A 22,580-nucleotide genomic window follows, 5' to 3' on the forward strand; every position below is an offset into this window, starting at 1 on the left:
CCACGGGCCTCCCGTCCGTCAGGTGAGCGGGTCCGGAGCCGCGTCAGGACTCCGTGTCGTCGACGAGCAGGTCCTCGTGCCGGTAGTCGTCGGCACGCAGGCCGGCGCGGGCGATCATGTGCGTCGACACCGGCACCAGGAACAGCTGGAACACCATGATCGGCAGCACGACCCATAACGCCGTCCACGTCCACACCGCCACGACGATGGCGGCCAGGGCGAGCGCGAGCCCGAGCACCTGCGGCTTCGCCATCGCGTGCAGGCGGACCAGCGGGTCCGGGAACCGGACGATGCCGACCCCGGCGCCGAGCGACAGTACCGACCCGACGAGCAGCAGCCCGATCGCGATCCAGGCGCGGACGCCGGCCTCGTCGACGAACGACTCGATCATCTCGATCACGACCGGTCCTCCTCTGCGCGCTCGGGGGTGGTGACGGTCAGGCCCTCGTCGGACGGATCCGCCGAGGGGGTGACCGCCCGGGCAACGGCGACGGTGGCGAACACGCTCGTCGCGGCGATGACCACGAGCACGGGGATGCCGGTCAGGTCCTGTCGGACGACCATCGCGGCGGCGATGACCACGAGCACCGTCGTCAGGACCATGTCCGACCCGATCATGCGGTCGAGGATGGTCGGCCCGCGCACGATGCGGAACACCGCGAGGGCGAAGGTCACCCCGAGGAGTGCGAGCACGAGCGCGACGGCGATGCCCATCACGACGACGGCGGGGCTCATCGGGTCACCTCCGGCAGCGGCTCGGACAGTTCGGAGACGTCCTGCTTCGACCCCAGCGCTCGGATCACCATGGCCTCGATCCGGAGTGCAACACGGCGTTCGTCCTCGACCTGCTCGATGCGCTCGGTGTCGAGCACGTGGAGCAGCAGTCGACGGCGTCGCAGGTCGACGTCGGCGACGTACGACCCGGGTACGAGTGAGATCGCGAGGGTGGCCAGCGTGAAGGTCATCTCGGACGTGGAGTGCAGCTGCACGAGCGTGATCGAGCTGCGCCGGACACCGCGCGGACGGAACGCGACCCAGGCGACCCGGAACGACGCCACGATGACGAGCCCGGACCACACCACCAGGAACCGCAGGACGTGCACGATCGAGAACCGCGCGGACAGCGGGACCGGCGGGAGCGGCAGGGCCTGGGTGACGAGGAGCGCCACCACGATGCCGCAGAGCAGCGTCAGCGGGGTCCACGATCCCCAGAGCAGCGCCCACAGCACGGTGAGCCCCGCGACGAGGGGCACGTCGTAGCGCCACGCCAGCGCGATCCGTCGGGCGTTCGAGATGCGGCGGACGTCGGTCATCGTTCCCCTCCGAGCACGGCCTGCACGTAGCGGTCGGGCGATTCGAGGGACTCGGCCGCGCGGGTCGCGTAGCCGTAGAGCGGCCCCGCGACGACGGTGAGCGCGACGGACCCGAGCACCGCGACGGTCGTCACGCCGACGAGCATGCGCGGCAGGCGCACCTTCTCGGGAGCCTCGCCGATCGCCTCGGTCGCGCCGGTGGTCGGACTGGGCCCCGTCCGCCGGTTCCGGTCCGACGCGCCAGCGGCGGACCGGCCGTGCCGGATGGGAGAGGCTGTGGCTGCGTGCGGTGCGTCGGTGACCGTCACCGAGCCTCCCGGGTGGTACGCCTCGCCCGTCTCCTCGGAGACGGTGAGCGGGGCCGGTTCCGGGGACCGCAGGTGGGCGTGCGGTTCGGCGCTGGTCGCGTGCGGAGCCGCGGCCTCGGCCGCCGGCTTCGGCCGCCAGAAGGCGGCGTCCCAGACCCGCATCAGCGCGTACAGGGTGAGCAGCGAGGTGACGACACCGGCGCCGATGGTGACGTAGGCCATCGGGGAGCCGTCCTCGGCGGCGGCGCGGAACAGGCCGAGCTTGCCGATGAAGCCGGAGAAGGGCGGGATGCCACCCAGGTTGAACGCGGGGATCAGGTACAGGGCGGCCAGCAGCGGTGCGGCCTTCAGCAGCCCGCCGAGCGACCGGGTCGAGGTCGTCCCGCCGACACGTTCCATCAAGCCGGACACCAGGAACAGCGTGGTCTGCACGACGATGTGGTGCACCGTGTAGAACACCGCGGCCGCCGTGCCCGCGACGGTCCCGAGCCCGACGCCCATCACCATGAAGCCGATGTGGCTGATCAGCGTGAAGGACAGCAACCGTTTCACGTCGGTCTGCGACACCGCGCCGAGCACCCCGACCACCATGGTCAGCGCCGCGACGACCAGCAGCACCTCGTTCAGCTGCGGTCTGGGGAAGATCACCGTCTCGAGCCGGATGATCGCGTAGATGCCGACCTTGGTCAGCAGGCCCGCGAAGACCGCGGTGACCGGCGCCGGGGCCGTCGGGTACGAGTCCGGCAGCCAGAACGCCAGCGGGAACACGGCGGCCTTGATGCCGAACCCGATGAGCAGCATCGTGTGCAGGAGCAGCTGGACGTGCTCGGGCAGGTCGGCGACGCGCTCGCTGATCTGGGCGATGTTCACCGTGCCGGTGGCGCCGTAGACCAGGCCGATGGCGGCGAGGAAGATCGCCGACGCGATGAGGCTCGTGACGATGTACGTGGTGCCGGCCCGGACGCGCTGTTCGCTGCCGCCGAGGGTGATGAGCACGTAGCTCGCCACCAGCAGCATCTCGAACGCGACGTACAGGTTGAACAGGTCACCCGCGATGAACGAGTCGAGCACGCCGGCGGCCAGCACGAGGTAGGTCGGGTAGAAGATCGTGACCGGGGCGTCCTCGTCGTCGGCCGCCAGGCCCTGCCCGATCGAGAACAGCAGGACGAGCAGCAGGACGCTCGCGCTGACGGTGAGCAGGAGCGCGCTGAGCCGGTCGACGACGAGCGAGATGCCGTACGGGGCGTCCCAGCCGCCGACCTGCACCACGATCGTGCCGTGCCGGTCGACCAGGACCATGAGCGTGGCGGCGACGGCCAGGGCCACGACGAGCACCACGACGGTGATCGCGCGCTGGAGCTTCTGGTGGCGGAGGAGTCCGAGCGCGACCGCGGCACCGAGCAGCGGGACGAGGACGAGGAGCGGGACGAGCCAGGTCATCGGGTCGCCTCCTGTTCTGCGTCGGTGGTGGTCTCCGGGTCCTCGTCGGCCGGCTCGTCGCGGTCGCGGCCGATGGCGGCGTCGGCCTCGTCGACCTCGACCTCGTCGGCGCGGGACAGCTGCCAGGACCGGTGGATCAGGGCGAGCAGGAACGCGCTCACGGCGAAGGTGATCACGATCGCGGTGAGGGCGAACGCCTGGGGGAGCGGATCGGTGATGCCCTCGGCGCTCTTGCCGATCGGCGGGTCGCCCGCGGCACCGGACATCACGAGCAGCAGCAGGTTGAGCGAGTTGCCGAGCAGCAGGAAGCCGAGGAGCATCCGGGTCAGGGAGCGTTCGAGCAGCAGGTAGACGCCGCACGAGAACAGCACCGCCATGGCGATCACGAGGACGAGGGTGACGGTCATGTGGCGCTCCCTTCCGGGGTGGGGGCATCGATGGCGTCCCGGACGGAGCCCTCGCTGGTGTCACGGGACGATTCCGAGGCGTCTTCGAGACGCTGGCGGTCGACCTCGGCGCCGAGACTGCGGAGGACGTCGAGCACCAGGCCGACGACGACCAGGTAGACGCCGATGTCGAAGAACGTGGCGGTGACGAACTCGACGTGCCCGAGGACCGGGACGGTGGCCTCGAAGAACTCGGAGTACAGGGCTTCGCGGCCGAAGAACAGCGGCACGATCGCGGTGATGGCCGCCGTCGCGACCCCCAGGCCGAGCAGGCGACCGGCGCGCACCGGAGCCGCGGCCCCGAGTTCGGCCGGGCCGCCGGCGAGGTAGCGGGCGGCGAGCGCGATGCCGGCGACCAGGCCACCGGCGAATCCGCCACCGGCCGAGTTGTGCCCGGCGAACAGCAGGTAGACCGACAGCACGATGAGGCCGTGGAAGAGCAGGCGGACGACCACGTCGAGCAGCGCCGAGCGGCCGGTCGGGATCGCGGCGCTCGTCGGCAGCCAGGCCCGGGGTTCGCCGTCGGTGCGCTCGCCGTTCGCGGTCAGGGTCTCCGGGAGGTCGCGCAGCCGGGGCAGGGTGTCCTCGCGTGAGTTCACGAAGATCAGGCTCGCGACACCGGTGGCCGCGGCGACCACCACGGTCAGCTCACCGAGGGTGTCCCAGCCGCGCAGGTCGACGAGGGCGACGTTCACGACGTTGAGGCCGTGCCCGAACGAGCTCGTCAGCGCGGGCAGGTCCGGCCAGAGCGGCCGGGCGGTGCGGGCGGAGGCGGCCACCACGACGACGATCGCCAGGGTGAGTCCCGCCAGCCCGGCGAACAGCGCCCGCACGACCCGGAACCGCGACGGGTTCGTGGTCGCGATGCGCGGGGGCAGCCGGCGGAGGACCAGGACGAAGGCGATGAGGGTGACCGTCTCGACCACGAGCTGCGTCAGGGCGAGGTCGACCGCACCGTGCAGGACGAAGAGCACGGAGAGCCCGTAGCCGGTGACGCCGACCAGGACGGCCGCGGCGAACCGGGTCTTCGCCGTGAGCACCGCGATGCCGGCGATCGACATCACGATCATCACCGGGATCTGGCCCCACGAGTCGGCGAACCGGACGTGGAACTCCCACGGGCCGCCGAGCACGAGGTTGGCGAGTGCCCCGGCGACGAACACCGACAGGATCACCGTCAGGTAGTAGGGGAGCGAACCGCGCTGCAGGCTCGCGGTGAGTCCGGTCGCTCCGCGGTCGAGCAGTCGCATGCCGTGCCGGTACGTGCCCGCGGCGCTCGGGAACCCGGCGAGCCGGTGCTGGAGCGCCTCGACCGGACGGCGCAGCGCGAACAGTGCGAGGCCGCCGACCAGGGTGATCGCGGACAGGCCGAGGGCGGGTTCGAGGCCGTGCCAGAGCGCGAGGTGCGGGACCTCCTCGCCGCCGAGCGCGGCGGTCGTCGCCGCGGGCTCGATGCCGTGCGCGACCACCGGGGTGAGCAGGCCGAGGGCGAGGCCGGTGAACGCGAGGACCGAGGGGACGACGGCGAGCCCGTGCAGGGCGTGCGGCTCGGTCGTCGCGACGCCGGGCTTCCGGGCGAAGGCGCCCCAGAGGAAACGCAGCGAGTAGGCCACGGTCAGGATCGAACCGACGGTCACGCCGATGAGCGCGAACCAGGCCCAGCCGGCGTCGGGTCCGTGCAGTGACTCGGTGAACCCGGTCAGCACGGCTTCCTTCGCGACGAACCCGATCGTCGGGGGGATGCCGGCCATCGACAGCAGCGCGAGCACCGCGACGACCGCCAGCCACGGTCGGGCGCGGCCGAGCCCGCTGAGCCGCCCGAGGTCCCGCGTGCCGGCGACGTGGTCGATCGCCCCGACGACCAGGAAGAGCGTGGACTTGAAGGCGGCGTGCGCCACGAGGAGCGCGACCCCGCCGAGGGCGACCGCGGGGGCGCCCCAGCCGGCTGCGAGCACGAGGAACCCGAGCTGGGCGACGGTTCCGTACGCGAGCAGGAGCTTCAGGTCGGTCTGCCGCAGTGCCCGGTACCCGCCGACGAGCATCCCGGCGACGCCGAGCAGCGTGATCGTCTCGCGCCAGCCGTCGAGCAGTGCGAACGCAGGGGCGAGCCGGGCCACCAGGTAGATGCCAGCCTTCACCATCGCCGCGGCGTGCAGGTAGGCGCTGACCGGGGTCGGGGCGGCCATCGCGGCGGGGAGCCAGAAGTGGAACGGCACGATCGCCGACTTCGTGAGCGCTCCGAGCAGCACGAGGACCACGGACACCGAGACGACCGTGCCGCTCGGGGGGTCGGCGACGATCCCGGACAGCGACGTCGTGCCCGCTGCGACCGAGAGCATCACGAGACCCGCGAGCATCGCCAGACCACCGGCGGTGGTGACCACGAGCGCCTGCATGGCGGCGGCGCGACTGGCACGCTTCGCGGCGTCGTGCCCGATGAGCAGGTAGGAGAAGACCGTCGTGGCCTCCCACAGGACGAACAGCACGATGACGTCGTCGGCGATCACGAGTCCGTACATCGAGCCGGCGAAGGCGGTCAGGACCCCGGCGAACCGACCGAGCCCCGGTTCGTCCCGCTCGAAGTACGACGCGCAGTACACGAGCACCAAGGCACCGACGATCGACACCACCAGTGCGAGCACCCACGACAGGGCGTCCATCCGCAGCGTGACGTCGAGGTCGAGCTGGGGGACCCACTGGTGCCGTTCGACGACGCTGCCGTGCAGGGCGGCGTCGGTCTGGGCGATCGTCAGCACCGCCGCCGCGGCGGGGGCGAGGGCCGCCACGAAGAACACGCGGCGGCCGAGGACGGGGGTCAGGGCGGGGACGATCAGGGCGACGATCGCGAACGCGACGAGGACGAGGACCATCGGGCACCTCCTCGGGGTCGGGCTGCAGTCCGGCTCACTGGGCTTTCACAGCCTACGGAGGAGGCCATGTGGAGAACCTGTGCGGCCGGACAGCCGCCCGCTCAGGTCCGGCCGTGCGCGCGAGCGGGGATCTGGGTCGCGAGCTTGCCGCCGGAGACGTCGAGCAGGGTGCCGGTGATGTACCCGGCAGCGTCACTCGCCACGAAGACGAGCAGGTCGGCGACGTCGTCCGGGGTCTCCCACCGGCGGAGGGACAGCGTGTCGAGCAGACGGTCCTGCGCGTCGGCCGGCATCGTCGCGAAGCCGTTCATCGCCGTCGGCACCATCCCCGGCGCGTAGGCGTTCACGGTGATGCCCCACGGGCCGAGCTCCGACGCCAGGACCCGGGTGAACGAGACGACGGCGGCCTTCGACGCCGCGTAGGCCGCGCTCCCGACGCTGGGCACGATCGCCGCGAACGAGGCGGCGTTGACGATCCGACCGCGCCCGGCCGCCTGCATCACCGGAGCCACGGCCTGGCTCATCAGGAACGTGCCACCGAGGTTGACGTCCATGCAGCGGCGCCAGGCGTCCCACTCCAGTTCGGCGACCGTGCCCGTGACGTTGATGCCGGCGTTGTTCACCAGCACGTCGATCGTGCCGTGCCGCCGGACGACCTCGTCCACGGCGTCGTGCACCGACTGCGGGTCGGCGACGTTGCACACGACGTGGTCGAGCGGGAAGTCCGGTTCGAAGGCCAGGTCGAGTGCGACGACACGGCACCCCTCGCTGACGAAGCGGTCGGCGAGCGTGCGGCCGATCCCGCGCGCTGCGCCGGTCACGACCACCACGCGGTCGGTCAGGTCGAGGTGCATCGTTGCTCCCGTCGTCGGTGCCTTGAATAGGCATACTATTCGAGCATGACGGATCAGCGCGTGCTCTGGGTCACGGGTGGGGGCAGCGGCATGGGAGCCGCCAGCGCCGAGGCGGCGGCTCGGGACGGCTGGACGGTGGTGCTCAGCGGGCGCCGTTCCGACCGGCTCGAGCAGGTCGCGGGTGTCATCCGCGACGCCGGGGGAACCGCGGACGTCCTGCCCCTCGACGCGAACGAGCCCGACGCCGTCGCAGCCGCGCGGGACACCGTGCTCGAGCGGCACGGGCGGCTCGACGGGCTCCTGCTGGCGGCCGGGCTCAACGCCCCGCGGCGCCGGTGGGACGACCAGTCGCTCACCGACTTCCGCGCGATCGTGGACACGAACCTCACCGCGGTCGTCACGGTCGTGGACGCCGCACTGCCCGCACTCCGGTCGTCCGGCGGCGTGGTCGTCGTCGTGTCGTCCTACGCCGGGTGGTCCTTCCAGCCCGGGGCAGGTGTCGCCTACTCGGCGAGCAAGTCCGCGCTCGCGTCGGTCGTCCGGACGCTCAACCAGCAGGAGGCCGAGCACGGCGTGCGTGCCACGCACCTGTGCCCCGGCGACGTCGCGACGGACTTCCTCGACCAGCGGCCCTCCGTGCCGGATGCCGCGGCCCGGTCCGCCATGCTCCAGCCAGCGGACATCGCCCGTGCGGTGTCGTTCGTGCTCGAAGCCCCGCAGCACGTACGGGTCGACGAACTCGTGGTCAGCCCGGTGTCGCAGCGGTGACGAGCACCTTCGACCGGGTCCTCGACCAGGTCGGTGCCGCCGTCGTCTCCGGTGAGGTGGCCGTGGGCAGCCGCCGGAGCGTCGACGACCTGGTGGTCTGGACGGGCGCCAGTCGCAGCATCGTCCGCGAGGCCGTCCGTGTCCTCGTCGCCCTCGGCCTGCTCACCGCCAGGCGCCGGGTCGGCGTGACGGTCCTCGGCGTGCGGGAGTGGGACGTCCTGGACCCGCGCGTGGTGCGCTGGCGTCTGCGGGGTCCTGACGGTGACCGCGTGGCGGTCGAACTCCGCGAGCTGCGGGCGGCGGTCGAACCCGCCGCCGCCGCCGCAGCAGCCCGGCGGGCAGCGCTCGACGAGTGCGCGGACCGACGGGAGGCCCTCCGCACGACCGCGGGCGAGCTCGCCGCCGCCGCGACCCGCGACGACCGCCTCGACTTCGTGATCGCGGACGTGCGGCTCCACACGCTCGTGCTCGACCTGTCCGGGAACGCGCTGTACCGACGCCTGCACCGCGTCGTGGGCCAGGTCCTGCTGGAGCGCGGGAGCATCCGTCCGGACCGGCACGACGTCGGCCTCCACCTCGCGCTCGCCGGTGCCGTGGTCGACGGACGGCCGGACGACGCTGCCGCGGCGATGCGGGCGATCGTCGACCGCACGTGAGCGGCGCGCCGCTGACCTGCGAAGATGGAGGCCGGTGCGCTCCCTCCGGTGCCCGTGGAGGGTGAGTCGTGGACGCAGCACAGGACCTGGTCGTCCAGCTCGTCGGCACCCCGTGGGCCTTCCTCGTGGTCGGCCTGGTGCTCGCCGTCGGCAGTGTGGCGGTCTTCCTCCCCAGCCAGGCACTCGTCGTCGCGATCGGCACCCTCCTGGTCGGCGGCGACGGTGGGCTCCTGCCGGTGCTCTTCCTCGTCGTCGCGGCGTCGATCGGGATGGTCCTCGGCGACCTCGGGCTCTACCAGCTGGCGCGGTCGGTCGACCTCGGTTCGAGGTCGTGGTTCGCGCGTCCGAAGGTCCGCGCGGCACGGGACGCCATCGACGGCCGCTACCGTGCTGCTCCCGGGCGCATCGCGGTGCTCGGACGCTTCATCCCGATGGGCCGGCTGACGACGAACCTGGTCGGTGCGGACAGCGGACTCGACCTCCGACGGTTCCTGCTGAGCTGCGTGCTCGCCGACGTCGTGTGGGCCGCGTACTGCGTCGGCATCGCCTCGGCCACCGGGCGCTGGAGCCGCGAGCAGCCCTTCCTCGTCACGACCCTCGCGGTCGTGGCGTCGATCCTGCTCGGCCTCGCGATCTCCGCGATCGAGAAGGCCGTGCGACGACGGAGCGAGGCGGCGGCCGCGGCCTGACGAACGTAGGCTGGGCACCCCGTTCGAAGGAGAACCCGTGCTGCTGGACGACCTCGTGCCGGACCGTGACGCGCTCGAGCGCATCGCCACCGGCAGCACCTGGGCCGAGGGGCCCTGCTGGATCCCGTCGACGCGTACGCTGCGGTGGTCCGACATCCCCGGCGACCGGATCCTGCAGTGGCACGCCGACTCCGGGGAGACCTCGGTGTACGCCGACGGGGTCGAGTTCACCAACGGCCGCACCCTCGACCGGGTCGGCAGCGTCGTGCAGTGCTCGCACGGGTTGCGCCGGGTGGAGCGGGACCGCGACGGCGTGGTCACGCCGATCGTCGACGCGTGGAACGGGGTCCGGTTCAACTCCCCGAACGACGTCGTCGTCGCGCGGGACGGCAGCGTCTGGTTCACGGACCCCGCTTACGGCATCACCCAGCCGCGCGAGGGACACCCGGGCGTGCGCGAGTACGGCGATCACTGGGTGTTCCGCTGCGGACCCACGGGTGACGACCTGCGCCCGGTGGCCACCGACCTCGACGAGCCGAACGGCCTGGCGTTCGACCCGGACGAGCGGGTGCTGTACATCGCGAGCTCCTCGGGCGACGAACCGGTCATCCGTGCGTACGACCGCCGCGGCGAGCTGCTGAAGAACGGCCGGGTGTTCGCGCGGCTCGAGTCGGGCGAAGGTGCCCCGGACGGTATCCGGGTCGACGTGCACGGCAACGTCTGGTCGTCGTCCCACCGTGGCGTCGTCGTGTTCGACCCGGCGGGTGCACGGATCGGCGAGGTCGCCGTTCCCGAGATCGTGTCGAACCTGTGCTTCGGTGGCGACGACGGCACGACGCTGTTCCTGACGGCGACGACGTCGGTGTACCGGATCGCCACGACGACGCGGGACGCTGCCGTATCCTGACTCGGCCATGCAGTGCGACTACTTCGACCGCGGGGTGTGCCGGTCGTGCACGCTCATGGGTCAGCCCTACGCCGACCAGGTCCTCGACAAGGAACTCCGGACGCGCGAACTCCTGCACGACGCCGTCGAGGCCGCTGGCGGACCCGGTGCGGTCACGTGGTCACCGGCGATCACGAGCCCGGAGTCGGGGTACCGGAACAAGGCGAAGATGGTCGTCGGGGGGTCCGTCCAGCACCCCACCGTCGGGATCCTCGACCACCGGCAGCGCGGGGTGGACCTGCGGCACTGCGGTATCTGCACGCCCGGCATCCGGCACGCGCTGCCCGTCCTGGCCGAGTTCGTCTCGACCGCGGGGCTGATCCCGTACGACGTCGGCGCTCGCCGGGGTGAGCTGAAGTACGTCCTGGTCACCGAGTCGCCCGACGGCGAACTCATGGTCCGGTTCGTCCTGCGGTCCGAGGGGCAGCTGCCACGGCTCCGCCGGCACCTCGACGCCCTGCGCGCCGCGCTGCCGAACGTGGTGGTGGTGACCGCGAACCTGTTGCCCGAGCACAAGGCCGTCACCGAGGGTGACCGGGAGATCGTGCTGACCGAGCAGGAGACCCTGCCGATGCGTCTCGGCGGGATCACGATGCACCTGCGCCCGCAGAGCTTCTTCCAGACGAACACCGGCGTCGCGACCGAGCTGTACGCGCAGGCAGCAGCGTGGATCGACGAACTCGACCCTGCGTCGATGTGGGACCTGTACTGCGGCGTCGGTGGGTTCGCCCTGCACGCCGCGCGCCCGGGCCGTGCGGTGACGGGCATCGAGACGAGTGCCGAGGCGATCCGGTCGGCAGCGCAGTCCGCCCGTGAGGCCGGGCTCGAGGGCCTGCGGTTCGCCGCGGACGACGCCACCGAGCACGCGCTCCGCACCCGTCCGGACGCGGTGCCCGAGCTCGTCGTCGTGAACCCGCCCCGCCGTGGGATCGGCGAGCGGCTGTCGACCTGGCTCGAGGAGTCGGACGTGCAGCACGTCGTCTACTCGAGCTGCAACCCCGTCACCCTGGCGAAGGACCTGGCGCGGATGCCGTCGTTCCGGCTGCGGCGGGCCCGGGTGCTCGACATGTTCCCGCAGACCGGGCACCTCGAGGCCGTGACCCTGCTCTCCCGGTCCTGATCGCGACCACCCGATCGGCATTGCCAGGGAATTGCCAAGGAGCCGTACCCGGGTACGCCGCGATCACCATGGGCACGGGGATCGGGACGTTCAGGTTCGGGGTAGGGGTACATAGCATGAACGGGTAGAACCGTTTGTCTCGGTTTGATAACGGTGAAGAGTTTCCTATGGTTGCCGACCGAGGTGCCGCCGGCCCGATGACCACTGCCCCCGGTGGCGCACCCCACAACTGACCGCGATCGGTCGGGGTGGGCAGTGGATTCCGCAGCAGATGCGGCTCGTGACCCCGGTGGAGCAATCACATGAAGAAGCTTTCCCGTACCCGCACCATCGTCGGCGGCCTCGCGTTCGCCGGCATCGCCGCGACCGGTGTCGGCCTCGCGGCGACGCCCGCGAACGCAGCGTCCGGCTCGACCTGGGACCAGCTCGCGCAGTGCGAGTCCGGCGGCAACTGGGCCATCAACACCGGCAACGGCTACTACGGCGGCCTGCAGTTCAACCTCGGCACCTGGCAGGCGAACGGCGGCGCGGGCAACCCCGCCTCCGCCAGCCGCGAGGCACAGATCGCCGTCGCCGAGCGCGTCCTCGCCTCGCAGGGCTGGGGTGCCTGGCCCGCCTGCTCCGCCCAGCTCGGGCTGAGCGGCACGAGCGGTGCGGCCCCCGCCGCCGCTGCTCCGGCCCCCGCCGAGCAGGCCGCCCCGCAGCCCGCCGCTCCGGCACCGGCTCCCGCCGAGCAGGCTGCCCCGCAGCAGGCCGCGCCGAGCACGACCGAGTCGACGCCGGCCCCGGCAGCGACGACGCCGAGCAAGCCGGCCCCGGTCAAGACGAGCGGCAAGACGTACACGATCGCTTCGGGTGACACGCTCGACACGATCGCGACGAAGCTCGGGATCGAGGGCGGTTGGAAGCAGCTCTGGGCCGCGAACACGTCGACCATCGATGACGCGAACCTGATCTACTCCGGCCAGGAGCTCCAGCTCCCCGCCTGATCTCTCCGCAGACCGAACGCGACGGCGCCCCATGACCCCGAGTCGTGGGGCGCCGTCGCGCGTGCGGCGCTACTGCGGGTTGTCGGCGAGCCAGCCAGCCACGTCGTCGGAGCGGAGCGCCTGGGACAGTGACCCGACGGCGAGCTCGTTCAGGGTGACGACCGACTGCCCGTCCGGTGACGTCCCGGAGCCCGCGGTCGGCACGGTGAAGGTCACGAGGTCGTCCGCCCGGACGGCCCGGAGCGACCACCCGAGTTCCACCATCCGTGCGAACGAGAACCCCGCGTCGACCGACAGGTGCTCGCTCGTCGCGGCGACGAAGTCCTGGATGCGCCCGGGGTTCGTGACCGTGCCGCGGGAGAGCAGCCCGTCCACGACGCCACGCATGAACGCCTGCTGGTTGCGGACCCGGGTGTGGTCGGCGTCGGCGAAGGCGTAGCGCTCCCGGACGAAGGCGAGTGCTGCGGCCCCGTCGAGCCGGTTCGCCCCGGCCGTGACGTCGTGGCCGCGCGCCGAGAACGCCCGGGGGGAGTCGACCGTGACGCCGCCGAGGGCATCGGTCATGCCCTCGAACCCGGCGAAGTCGATCTCCGCCACGTGGTCGATCCGGATGTCCAGGAGCTGTTCGACGGTCTCCGTGGTGAGGGCGACCCCACCCCAGGAGTAGGCGGCGTTGATCTTCGCGCGTCCGTGTCCGGGGACCTCGACCCAGGAGTCGCGCATGATCGACATCAGGTACACGTGCTGTCGATCGGCGGGGACGTGCGCCAGCATCAGGGTGTCGGAGCGTCCGCCGAGCTCGGGCCGCGCGCCCTCGGGGCCGCCCTGCGCGCGAGTGTCGGAACCGATGAGCAGGATGTTCTCACCGCTGGTCGTGCTCGGCCGCGCACCGCTCGGGAACGGGTCGGTGATGGTGTCGCGACCGGCGTCGAAGCTCCGCGCGAGACCGCTGACGAACACGCTCGCCACGACGGCGATGACCAGGGCGACACCGACGAGCGAGCCGAGCGTCGCGACCAGGGCGACCAGGAACGGTCTCCGTCGCCGCGTGCTGCGACCGGTGGCGCGAAGAGTGTGTGCTGCGGCCGCCCGGGCGGCTCGGCGTTCGGACATGCGGGGCTCCTGTGGTCAGGTCGGCGCGCACCGACCACAGGATCTTATCGCATGTGGTATTTCAGGAACAGTGTTTCACTCGGGCTTCGGTCCGGCGAGCAGTTCGCCCAGTGCCGTCCGGAGCGCCGGGTCTTCAGGCAGGACCTCGCGCTCGATGTGTCGCGCGGTCTCCCAGGCGGTCCGGCCGGTGGGCGTGACGTTCACCACGCGGCGCCGGCGGTCGGCCGGGTGCGGGGAGCGCTCGACGAGTCCGTCCCGCTCCATCCGCTCCAGCGTGCGGGACATCGTCTGGGGCTGGACCCGGGCCGTGCGCGCGATGGTGTCGGCCCCGGTCGGCCCGGTCCGGATGAGGATGTCGATCGCGACGACCGCGGCGTGCGAGAGGCCGATGGCGCGGAGGCGCTCGTCCCAGTCCCGCTCGACGGACCGCGCGGCCGCGGACAGCAGGCGCCCGAGTGGCCACTGCTCGATCGTGTCCTCCATGTCGTGATTCTATGGTCGGCAGATGCGCCCGACCGTCAAGTAATCAGCATGCTGACGATCGGTGTACGCTCGCCGACGTGTCCCGCTTCCTCCGCATCGTCCTCCCCGCGCTCGTCATCGTGGTCTGGCTCGGCATCGCCTCGGTCGGCGGTCCCTTCTTCGGCAAGATCTCCGAGGTCTCCACCAACGACCAGACCTCGTTCCTGCCCGCGTCGGCCGACGCCACGACGGTGCAGGAGCGGTCCTCCGAGTTCCGCGACGAGTCGGGGGCACCCGCGATCATCGTCCTCGAGCGCGACGGTGGCCTGTCGCCGGACGACCTCGCCGCCGCGAAGACGCTGGCCACCACGCTGTCCGGCCGCGAGGACGTCGAGGCCGTCAGCCCGGTGATCCCGAGTGAGGACGGCGACGCGGTCGAGATCGTCGCCACGCTCACGCAGGACGCCGAGACCGGGGAGGCGGTCGAGGCCATCCGGGCCGACGTCGACGACGCGCTCCCGTCCGGTGTCAGCGGCTCCGTCACCGGCCCCGCGGGGTTCACCGCCGACCTGACCGAGGCCTTCGCGGGCATCGACGGGCTGCTGCTCGGGGTGGCGCTCGCCGCGGTCTTCGTGATCCTGATCATCGTCTACCGCTCGCCACTGCTGCCGATCCTCGTGCTCGGCACCGCCACCTTCGCCCTGTGCGCCTCGATCCTGGTGGTCTGGTGGCTGGCGAAGGCCGACGTCGTGACCGTGAACGGGCAGGTGCAGGGCATCCTGTCGATCCTGGTGATCGGGGCGGCGACGGACTACGCGCTCCTCTACACGGCACGTTTCCGCGAGGCCCTGCGCGACCACCGCACCGGCTGGGACGCGACGAAGGCGGCCCTCCGAGGGAGCCTCGAGCCGATCCTGGCCTCGGGCGGCACCGTGATCGTCGGGGTGCTCTGCCTGCTGCTCTCGGACCTCAACTCGAACAAGGCGCTCGGCCCGGTCGCGGCGATCGGCATCGCGTTCAGCCTGCTCGCCGCCCTGACGCTCCTGCCCGCGCTGCTGCTGGCCTTCCGCCGTGCGGCGTTCTGGCCGCTGCGCCCGGTCCACGGCAGTGCGCACCCCGTGCTCACCGGTCCGGACGCCCGCGGCGTCTGGGCCCGGGTCGGCCGGCTCGTCGCCCGTCGTTCCCGCGTGGTGTGGATCGTCTGCACGGTCGGCCTGCTCGCGATGGGGGCCGGCCTCTTCGGACTCAGGGCGGACGGAGTCCCGCAGAGCGACCTGGTCATCGGGGCATCGCAGGCCCGTGACGGTCAGGACGTGCTCGCCGACCACTTCCCGGGCGGTTCCGGCAGCCCGGCGCAGGTCATCGGCGCCGAGCGGGACCTCGACCAGCTCGTCGACGCGATCACCGCGGTGGACGGCGTCGACGGCGTCGTCGCCGCGGCGAAGGACGCCCCGGCCGGCACCGTGCCGGTGACCGGTGACGCAGCCCCGGGCCGCGGCACGCCCACCGTCTCGCGGGGGGACGTCCTGCTCGAGGCCACCCTGTCCGACCCGGCCGACTCCGACGCGGCCGAGCAGACCGTCCGTGCCCTCCGCACCGCCGTCGAACGGGTCGACCCCGAGGCGGTCGTGGGCGGCGTCACCGCGACGGCCGTCGACACGAACGACACCGGGATCCGCGACCGCACGCTCATCATCCCCGTGGTGCTCGTCGTGATCCTGCTGATCCTGATGCTCCTGCTCCGCAGCATCGTGGCGCCGCTCGTCCTGATCGGCAGCGTGATCGTGTCGTTCGCGGCGGCCCTCGGTGTCGGCGCGCTCGTCTTCGACCACGTGTTCCACTTCCCGGGTGCCGACCCGAGCGTGCCGCTGTACTCGTTCGTGTTCCTGGTGGCCCTCGGCGTCGACTACAACATCTTCCTCATGACCCGGGTGCGCGAGGAGGCGCTGCAGCACGGTCCACGCGAAGGCGTCCTGCGCGGACTCGGGGTGACCGGTGGGGTGATCACGTCGGCGGGCATCGTGCTCGCCGCGACGTTCGCCGCCCTCGGGGTCATCCCGATCCTGTTCCTCGTGCAGATCGCGTTCGTCGTCGCGTTCGGTGTCCTGCTCGACACGATCGTCGTCCGGTCGCTGCTCGTGCCGGCGCTCGCGTACGACCTCGGGCGCCGCGCCTGGTGGCCGTCGCGCCTCTCGCGCACGAACCCTGACATGTGACACGCTAGGCCCATGCCAGTTCCCTCGACGCAGCCCGCTGCCGAGCGCAAGCTCCTCCGCGACACGGTGCAGGACAAGATCCGCGACGCCATCATGGACGGCACGCTCGAGCCCGGAGAACGGCTCAACGACGACGACCTCATCGCTTGGCTCGGGGTTTCCCGCACCCCGATCCGCGAAGCCCTCGCCGAGCTGGCCCGAGCCGGTCTGATCGAGATGGCTCCGAACCGCTACACCCGGGTCGCGGCACCGACGAAGGATGAGCTCCTCGACGCGTACCGCACCCTCGGCGTGATCTACGGCGGCGTCGTGCGGCTCGCGGTGCCCCGGTTCACGGACGCGCAGCGCAAGAAGATCGTGAAGATGCTCGACGACGTGCACGCACGGGTGAGCGCCGACCAGCAGGACCAGGTCGCGCGCGACGGAGCCGGCATCTACTCGATGTGGGCCGACGCGTGCGGCAACCCGTCGCTCGTGCAGCTCTGCGACTCCACCACGGACGGGCTCTCCTTCAAGCTCCGCGTGCCGGAGCTCGCCGAGCTCCTGCCGGCCGACGTGATCCTGCCCGAGTTGACGAAGCTGAAGGACGCCGTCGTCGCGAAGGACCCCATCGCGGCGGAACTCGCCATGGAAGCCATCCACCTGCTCCCGTCGCGCGACTAGCGCGACCAGCGCGACCAGGAGACGGACGGGAGGCCCGTGGCGGCGCCGCCACGGGCCTCCCGTCCCGGGGTGACGGCGAGTACGGGGTGACCTTCCAGGCGCATCCCATGTCGGCTGCGCGTGCGCCGGTTATGGTTTCCCGGTGAGCAACGAACCCGAGCAGACGACCGAGCCCGCACACCGCGGTGCCGCGACGCCGCGCCACGGGCGCCAGAAGCGACGCGCGGGCGTCGTGTTCCCGGCGGTGGCGGGGGTGCTCACCATGGCCCTCCTGCTGAGCGGCGGGTACGCGGCCTTCGCCTACAACCGCCTCCAGAGCGGGGTGACGCGCATCGACGCGATCGCCGGCACGAAGAGCGACAAGGACGACGTCGACGGCAAGGCGCAGAACATCCTGCTCGTCGGTGACGACCACCGCCCGGACAACGCCACCCCGGAGCAGCTCGCCGAACTCAGCACCGAGGACGACGGCGGTGCGACGAACACCGACACGATGATCGTGCTGCACATCAACGCCGACGGCAGCCAGGCGACGATGATCTCGTTCCCCCGCGACTCGTACGTCGACATCCCGAACGTCGGCAAGGGCAAGCTCAACAGCGCCTTCTACTACGGCACGCTCAACGGTGGTGGGGACACCGGTGGTGCGAAGTTGCTCATCAAGACCATCGAGAACCTGAGCGGCCTGTCGATCGACCACTACGTCCGGGTCTCGCTGCTCGGCTTCTACCAGGTGGTCAAGGAGCTCGGGCCGGTGCAGGTCTGCCTGAAGCAGGCCACCAACGACCCCTTCTCCGGGCTGAACCTGCCCGCGGGCAAGTCCTCGCTCAACGCGAAGGAGGCACTGTCCTTCGTGCGGCAGCGTCACGGTCTGCCGAACGGTGACCTCGACCGCAACGTGCGGCAGCAGTACTTCCTGTCGCAGGAGGCCCGGAAGGTCCTGTCGGCTGGCACGCTCCTCAACCCGGTGAAGATGAACAACATCCTCGGCGCGGTCGGCGACTCGATCCAGACCGACACCGACCTGGTGTCCCTGGCGTCGCAGATGCGCAACCTGCGGCCGGGCAACATCCAGTCCGCCACCATCCCCACGCTCGGCACCCCCACCATCTACGTGAACGGTTCCGCCCTGTCGATCGTCGAGGTCGACACCGTCGGGCTGCCCGCGTTCGTGCAGGGCCTGGTGGGCCAGCCCGAGGCGTACACGAAGGCCGGCCGCGCGCAGCCCGCGAGCACGTCGGTCACGGTGCTGAACGGCAGTGGGGTCGAGGGCGCCGCCACGGCCGCCGGGCAGGTCCTGACCGCCCGCGGGTTCCAGGTCGCCCCGGCCGGTTCGTCCGCCACCACGAAGACCACGCAGGTGCAGTACCCCGCCGGACAGGAGTCGCAGGCGAAGGCCGTCGCGTCCGCGGTGCCCGGCGCCGTCGCCGTCCGCACCGGTGCGGTCACCGGGGTCACCCTCGTGCTCGGCACCGACGGCACGACCGCGAAGCCGATCGCGACCGAACCGAGCACCGGTGCCTCGACGCCGGCGACCGGCGGGTCCGACTCGGGTTCCAAGCCGACGAAGAAGCCCGCGAAGGAGCCGTCGCCGAAGTCGACCGACGTGCACAACTACGGCAACGACAGCACCTGCATCTACTGATGGGAACCCGCCGGGCAACCGGTCGGTAGGTTCGTGGGGTGACCAGCGCCGCACGCCCGATCGTCCTGATGACCTACAACATCAAGAACCCGGACCCCGCGCACGACTGGCCGGCCCGCCTGCCGGTCGTGCTCGACGTGATCCGCCGGCACGACCCCGACCTGCTGTGCGTGCAAGAGGCGTTCGCGCACCAGATGGACGACCTGCGCGCCGGGCTGCCGGACCACGCCGACGTCGGGCAGGGGCGCGAGGGCGGCGACGCCGGGGAGCACGCGGCCGTGTTCTACCGCCGCGAGCGGTTCCGGCCGTCCGACGAGGGGTCGTTCTGGCTGTCGGACACCCCGGACGAGCCCGTCTCGAACACCTGGGGCAGCCTGTACCCGCGGATCGCGAACCACGCCCGGTTCCTCGACGCCGACGGGCCGACGTTCACCCTGCTCACCACCCACCTCGACCACGAGCCCGGTCCGCACGGTGATCAGGTCCGGGGCCGGAGCGCCGCCCTCATCACCGAACGACTGGCGGGGACCACCGGGCCGGTCGTGTTCGCGGGTGACTGCAACGAACCCGCGGGGACCGGTGCGGCGTCGGGGGTCTTCGCCGAGGCCGGGTTCGACGACGCCTGGCTGACGGCGGGGGACCCGTCCGACCGCACCGCCACCTTCAACGGCTGGCAGCCGCCCGTCGACTCCGGGGAGCGGATCGACTGGGTGCTCACGCGTGACGTCGGCGGCGTGGACCGTGTCGTGATCGACCACGACGGACCGGAGACCTGGTTCGCCAGCGACCACTTCCCGGTGGTTGCGACGCTGCGCATCTGAGAGCGGTCAGCAGCTCCGCGCTCTGCTCGCTGTCAGCAGCTCCGCTGCGCGTGGACGGGCATCGGCGAACCGAGCACCGTGACGGTCGTCTCGTTCGTCAGGGCGGAGACCCCGTTGGTGCCGGAGTCCTCCGCCTTCGAGCTCGACTCGTCGGTGTCCTGCTCAGCGCGCTCGTCGTCCGGCTCGGCGGCCCAGCCCTCGCGCAGGAGCAGCTGCCACGCACGCGAGTCGTCCGAGCCGTAGGACACCCGCTCCGAACGGGGAGCGTCGGCGATCTCGTCCGCGATGTCGTCGCCCACCTGGACGCCGTGCGGCCCGGTCAGGTCGATGCGCCCGCCGAGCATGCTGCGGACCGAGTCGCGCAGCACCCGGATCTCGACGGCGTTGCCGGCCGCGGCGTCGGTCGTCAGAGCTGCGACCCGGATGGCGCCGCCCCACGTGTAGGTGGTGCCGGCGGGGAAGCACGCGCCGCCGTCGCCCTCGGCCGTCTGCGTGCGCGAGGGCGTGCCGAGCAGCCGGTTCAGCAGGCTCACGGTCAGGCCGGAGTCGCGCATCGAGGACTTCACCACGGTGTCGTCCCCGTCGCGCAGGACCAGCGCCTCGGCGTCGAGCTCGATCGAGTCGACGCTCCGGAGATCTGCCTTCGTCACGCGCACCGGGGCGGCGTCGTGCGAGGTCTCGGCCGCGACGGCGGTCTCGACGCCGATGCCGGTGACGCCGTCGAACGCGAGCGCACCGGCCGAGAAGGCCAGCGCGGCGGCGCCGAGCGCCAGCAGGGTCCGAGGAGTCACCGTTCGACGGTACGGCCTCGACGAGGACAGAACGACAGGTGTTACCGAATCGGAGCCTGCCCGTCACCGGACCGTGACAAACGAGGATCACGCACCCGGGGCTCGTGAACCGGTGCGGACGGCGGGCGCAGGCCGATGGGCGCACCGGGGGACAGCCTCCTGGACGGTCCGCAGCGACCCCCTGCGTACCGTCGGCGGCATGACGGACCAGCAGAACGACCAGACCGGACCTGACCAGTACGTGATGCAGGACCCCACGAAGATGTACGCCGACAAGAAGCCCGACGAGCAGTACCTCGAGGGTGCCGGCACCGACGCGGAGATGGCGCAGAACGTCCCCGCCGACCACGGTGAGGACACCTACCGCGGGTCCGGGCGTCTGGCCGGCCGAAAGGCGCTCGTCACCGGCGGCGACTCCGGCATCGGTGCCGCCGTCGCCATCGCCTACGCGCGCGAGGGCGCAGACGTCGCGATCTCGTACCTGCCCGAGGAGCAGGAGGACGCCGACCGCATCGTCGGCCTCATCGAGGCGGCCGGCCGCAAGGCCGTGACCCTGCCCGGCGACATCACCTCGCTCGAGGTCTGCGAGCAGATCGTCGCCGACGCCGTCGAGCAGCTCGGTGGCCTCGACATCCTGGTGAACAACGCCGGCAAGCAGCAGAACGTCGACGACATCACCAAGATCTCGGACGAGGAGTTCGACGAGACCTTCAAGACGAACGCCTACGCGACGTTCCGCATCACCAAGGCCGCGGTCCCGCACCTGCAGCCCGGTTCGACGATCATCAACACGACGTCGATCCAGGCCTACGCGCCGTCGCCGCACCTGGTGCACTACGCGGCCACGAAGGCGACCGTGAACAACATGGCGAAGGGCCTGGCCGCGCAGCTCGCGCCGAAGGGGATCCGCGTCAACGCGGTCGCCCCCGGTCCGATCTGGACGCCCCTGCAGCCGGCGGGCGGCCAGCCGCCGGAGGCGCTGCCGAGCGCCGGTGAGCAGACCTACCTGGGCCGCTGGGGGCAGCCGGCCGAGCTCGCGCCGGCCTACGTGTTCCTGGCGAGCGGCGAGTCGTCGTACGTCGTGGGCGAGACGCTGCACGTCGACGGCGGGATGCCGACGCCGTAGGGCGCCTGCTCCTGACGGGGCCCTGACGGGAGGCACGGTGCCGGTGGGTACCGCGCCTTCCGTCGTCCGTGTGGTCCGGCCTACGGCGCCTCGTCCGCGTCAGCAGCTGACCGAGCGTGCCATCCGTTCCAGGAGTTCGCGCGCGGACAGGGCGGCGGCCAGCTCGACCTCGACGGGGTTGATGCCGATCGCGTGCTCGAACGCACGGCGGCGGGCCTGGTCGGCGATCGGCACCTCGGGGCGCTGGGGCAGCACGGCGATGGCCTGCGCCGCAGCCTCGAACGCGCCGGCGGGCCGTCCGAGCTGGTCCCACATGGCCCGGACGTCGTGCGCCACCTGGTCGGGATCGCCGCCGAACTCGAACCCGGCCGAGGCCATGGTCGCGAGTCCCTGCGCGGTGGGGTCGTTCGGGGTCATGTCCGGCATGGTCGCACGGACGCCCGCGAACCCGCTCGACGTGGTCGTCTGTCCTCCCTTGTGCTGACACCCGTACCGGGGATTCTGGTGTCCCCCGTTCTGCGTTTGGATGGACCCGACCCCGGACCCGGGGTGGCACGGACAGGACGTCCGGGGACGACGGAGGGCACGATGCTCGAACACACCAGCGCCGACACCCGGGCGGCTGCGGCCGCCGCGGCCACCCTGCACCTGCGGATCATGATCGTGGGCGCCACCGTCGACCTGCTCCGGGACGTCCCCTTCCACGAGGCCCGCGCGGTGCAGGTCGCCGAGCGCACGGGCATCAGCGTCGCCGAGCTCGAGCAGCACTTCCCGTCGTGGGACGGTCTCGTCCTCGCCGCACTGGACCGCTGGAACGGCGCCCGGATGGACGAGGTCACGCGCGAGGTCGGTGACGGCTCGACCGTGGACCTGCTCCGTGCGATCGTCGCCTCGAACGCCGAGGACCCGGCCCTGATGCGCCTGCTCGTCGCCCTGCTGTCCGTCGCGGGCAACCCCGCCCACCCGATGGCGACCTACCTGCGGTCCCGCTACCAGCTCTTCGCCGCCCAGATCAAGCGCGGTCTCGAGCGCGACATCGCCATCGGTCGTGCGCCGCACACGATGGACCCCCGCCGCGGCGCCGAGCAGCTCATCGCCCTGTACGAGGGACTCCAGCTGCAGGCCCTGCTGCGCTCCGAGCTCGACCTCGTGCCGGCGTTCGACCGTGCGGTCGCCCGGCTCGAGCGGGGCTGGATGGAGCGGTACGAGCCGCAGGCCGCCCGCCGTCTGGCGATGTGGAACGACGACGCCTCGGGCAGCTGGGAGCTCTGACCGGGGTTCGTCCGCGGAGCGCGTTCCTCCGTCGTCGTGCAGGCTCCCGCGGGTACTCCAGGGAGTCGCAAC

Annotated in this window: 23 protein-coding genes; 12 read left to right on the forward strand and 11 right to left on the reverse strand. The window is 71.8% G+C overall.

Going from position 1 to position 22,580, the window contains the following annotated elements; translation table 11 throughout:
• Positions 1-43: 43 nt before the first annotated feature.
• The 7 genes from KK097_RS07130 to KK097_RS07160 form a co-directional block, all read right to left on the reverse strand.
• Positions 44-391, reverse strand: a complete 348-nt coding sequence (locus tag KK097_RS07130; protein WP_250896546.1) for a cation:proton antiporter — start codon at positions 389-391, stop codon at positions 44-46.
• Positions 392-396: 5 nt separating this feature from the next.
• A complete protein-coding gene (locus KK097_RS07135; protein WP_214530227.1) occupies positions 397-735 on the reverse strand; it encodes an MrpF/PhaF family protein in 339 nt (112 codons plus the stop codon).
• Positions 732-1,313, reverse strand: coding sequence for a Na+/H+ antiporter subunit E (locus KK097_RS07140; protein WP_214530228.1), 582 nt, complete (start codon positions 1,311-1,313; stop codon positions 732-734). Before KK097_RS07140 ends, KK097_RS07135 begins: the two co-directional genes overlap by 4 nt.
• On the reverse strand, positions 1,310-3,061 hold the full coding sequence (locus KK097_RS07145) for a Na+/H+ antiporter subunit D (protein ID WP_214530229.1): 1,752 nt from the start codon (positions 3,059-3,061) through the stop codon (positions 1,310-1,312). Before KK097_RS07145 ends, KK097_RS07140 begins: the two co-directional genes overlap by 4 nt.
• A complete protein-coding gene (locus KK097_RS07150; protein WP_017887553.1) occupies positions 3,058-3,468 on the reverse strand; it encodes a Na(+)/H(+) antiporter subunit C in 411 nt (136 codons plus the stop codon). Before KK097_RS07150 ends, KK097_RS07145 begins: the two co-directional genes overlap by 4 nt.
• Positions 3,465-6,377, reverse strand: coding sequence for a Na+/H+ antiporter subunit A (locus KK097_RS07155; protein WP_214544183.1), 2,913 nt, complete (start codon positions 6,375-6,377; stop codon positions 3,465-3,467). The genes KK097_RS07150 and KK097_RS07155 overlap by 4 nt, the downstream gene beginning before the upstream one ends.
• A gap of 101 nt (positions 6,378-6,478) precedes the next feature.
• Positions 6,479-7,231, reverse strand: coding sequence for an SDR family NAD(P)-dependent oxidoreductase (locus KK097_RS07160; RefSeq protein ID WP_214530231.1), 753 nt, complete (start codon positions 7,229-7,231; stop codon positions 6,479-6,481).
• Positions 7,232-7,276: 45 nt separating this feature from the next.
• Here KK097_RS07160 and KK097_RS07165 point away from each other — a divergent pair, with 45 nt between their 5' ends.
• The 6 genes from KK097_RS07165 (at position 7,277) to KK097_RS07190 (ending at position 12,399) form a co-directional block, all read left to right on the forward strand.
• Positions 7,277-7,999, forward strand: a complete 723-nt coding sequence (locus KK097_RS07165) for an SDR family oxidoreductase (protein WP_214530232.1) — start codon at positions 7,277-7,279, stop codon at positions 7,997-7,999.
• Positions 7,996-8,655, forward strand: coding sequence for a FadR/GntR family transcriptional regulator (locus tag KK097_RS18640; RefSeq protein ID WP_214530233.1), 660 nt, complete (start codon positions 7,996-7,998; stop codon positions 8,653-8,655). The genes KK097_RS07165 and KK097_RS18640 overlap by 4 nt, the downstream gene beginning before the upstream one ends.
• Positions 8,656-8,723: 68 nt before the next feature.
• The gene (locus KK097_RS07175) at positions 8,724-9,344 is read left to right on the forward strand and encodes a DedA family protein (protein ID WP_214530234.1); all 621 of its coding nucleotides are present in this window, start codon (positions 8,724-8,726) and stop codon (positions 9,342-9,344) included.
• 43 nt (positions 9,345-9,387) lie between these two features.
• Positions 9,388-10,251, forward strand: coding sequence for an SMP-30/gluconolactonase/LRE family protein (locus KK097_RS07180; protein WP_214530306.1), 864 nt, complete (start codon positions 9,388-9,390; stop codon positions 10,249-10,251).
• A 7-nt stretch (positions 10,252-10,258) separates the two neighbouring features.
• Positions 10,259-11,410, forward strand: a complete 1,152-nt coding sequence (gene rlmC / locus KK097_RS07185) for a 23S rRNA (uracil(747)-C(5))-methyltransferase RlmC (RefSeq protein WP_214530235.1) — start codon at positions 10,259-10,261, stop codon at positions 11,408-11,410.
• A 302-nt stretch (positions 11,411-11,712) separates the two neighbouring features.
• Positions 11,713-12,399: a LysM peptidoglycan-binding domain-containing protein gene (locus KK097_RS07190; RefSeq protein ID WP_214544184.1), complete on the forward strand. Its 687-nt coding sequence runs from the start codon at positions 11,713-11,715 to the stop codon at positions 12,397-12,399.
• A gap of 69 nt (positions 12,400-12,468) precedes the next feature.
• Here KK097_RS07190 and KK097_RS07195 read toward each other — a convergent pair whose 3' ends face one another.
• A complete protein-coding gene (locus KK097_RS07195) occupies positions 12,469-13,512 on the reverse strand; it encodes an LCP family protein (protein ID WP_214544185.1) in 1,044 nt (347 codons plus the stop codon).
• 75 nt (positions 13,513-13,587) lie between these two features.
• Positions 13,588-13,995: a MarR family winged helix-turn-helix transcriptional regulator gene (locus tag KK097_RS07200; RefSeq protein WP_214544186.1), complete on the reverse strand. Its 408-nt coding sequence runs from the start codon at positions 13,993-13,995 to the stop codon at positions 13,588-13,590.
• Between the two features lie 77 nt (positions 13,996-14,072).
• Between KK097_RS07200 and KK097_RS07205 the strand changes: the two genes are divergently transcribed.
• From KK097_RS07205 to KK097_RS07220, 4 genes are all read left to right on the forward strand, one after another.
• Entirely contained in the window at positions 14,073-16,190 is a 2,118-nt protein-coding gene (locus tag KK097_RS07205) for an MMPL family transporter (protein WP_214544187.1), read from the forward strand.
• 12 nt (positions 16,191-16,202) lie between these two features.
• Positions 16,203-16,853: a GntR family transcriptional regulator gene (locus tag KK097_RS07210; protein ID WP_214544188.1), complete on the forward strand. Its 651-nt coding sequence runs from the start codon at positions 16,203-16,205 to the stop codon at positions 16,851-16,853.
• Between the two features lie 142 nt (positions 16,854-16,995).
• A complete protein-coding gene (locus KK097_RS07215; protein WP_214544189.1) occupies positions 16,996-18,498 on the forward strand; it encodes an LCP family protein in 1,503 nt (500 codons plus the stop codon).
• A gap of 38 nt (positions 18,499-18,536) precedes the next feature.
• Positions 18,537-19,319, forward strand: a complete 783-nt coding sequence (locus KK097_RS07220) for an endonuclease/exonuclease/phosphatase family protein (RefSeq protein ID WP_214544190.1) — start codon at positions 18,537-18,539, stop codon at positions 19,317-19,319.
• A 32-nt stretch (positions 19,320-19,351) separates the two neighbouring features.
• Here KK097_RS07220 and KK097_RS07225 read toward each other — a convergent pair whose 3' ends face one another.
• Positions 19,352-20,110, reverse strand: coding sequence for a hypothetical protein (locus KK097_RS07225; RefSeq protein ID WP_214544191.1), 759 nt, complete (start codon positions 20,108-20,110; stop codon positions 19,352-19,354).
• 199 nt (positions 20,111-20,309) lie between these two features.
• On the opposite strand from KK097_RS07225, the gene KK097_RS07230 reads away from it, so the two are divergent.
• Positions 20,310-21,236 (forward strand): SDR family oxidoreductase, encoded by a 927-nt coding sequence (locus KK097_RS07230; RefSeq protein WP_214530244.1) that lies wholly within the window; start codon positions 20,310-20,312, stop codon positions 21,234-21,236.
• A 99-nt stretch (positions 21,237-21,335) separates the two neighbouring features.
• Here the strand turns inward: KK097_RS07230 and KK097_RS07235 are convergent, their stop codons facing one another.
• Positions 21,336-21,653 (reverse strand): hypothetical protein, encoded by a 318-nt coding sequence (locus KK097_RS07235; RefSeq protein ID WP_214530245.1) that lies wholly within the window; start codon positions 21,651-21,653, stop codon positions 21,336-21,338.
• Positions 21,654-21,824: 171 nt separating this feature from the next.
• On the opposite strand from KK097_RS07235, the gene KK097_RS07240 reads away from it, so the two are divergent.
• Positions 21,825-22,508, forward strand: a complete 684-nt coding sequence (locus tag KK097_RS07240) for a TetR/AcrR family transcriptional regulator (protein WP_214530246.1) — start codon at positions 21,825-21,827, stop codon at positions 22,506-22,508.
• Positions 22,509-22,580: the final 72 nt, after the last annotated feature.

Origin of the sequence: Curtobacterium flaccumfaciens (assembly GCF_018598405.1) — a bacterium.
In the GTDB taxonomy this organism is placed as follows: domain Bacteria; phylum Actinomycetota; class Actinomycetes; order Actinomycetales; family Microbacteriaceae; genus Curtobacterium; species Curtobacterium aurantiacum.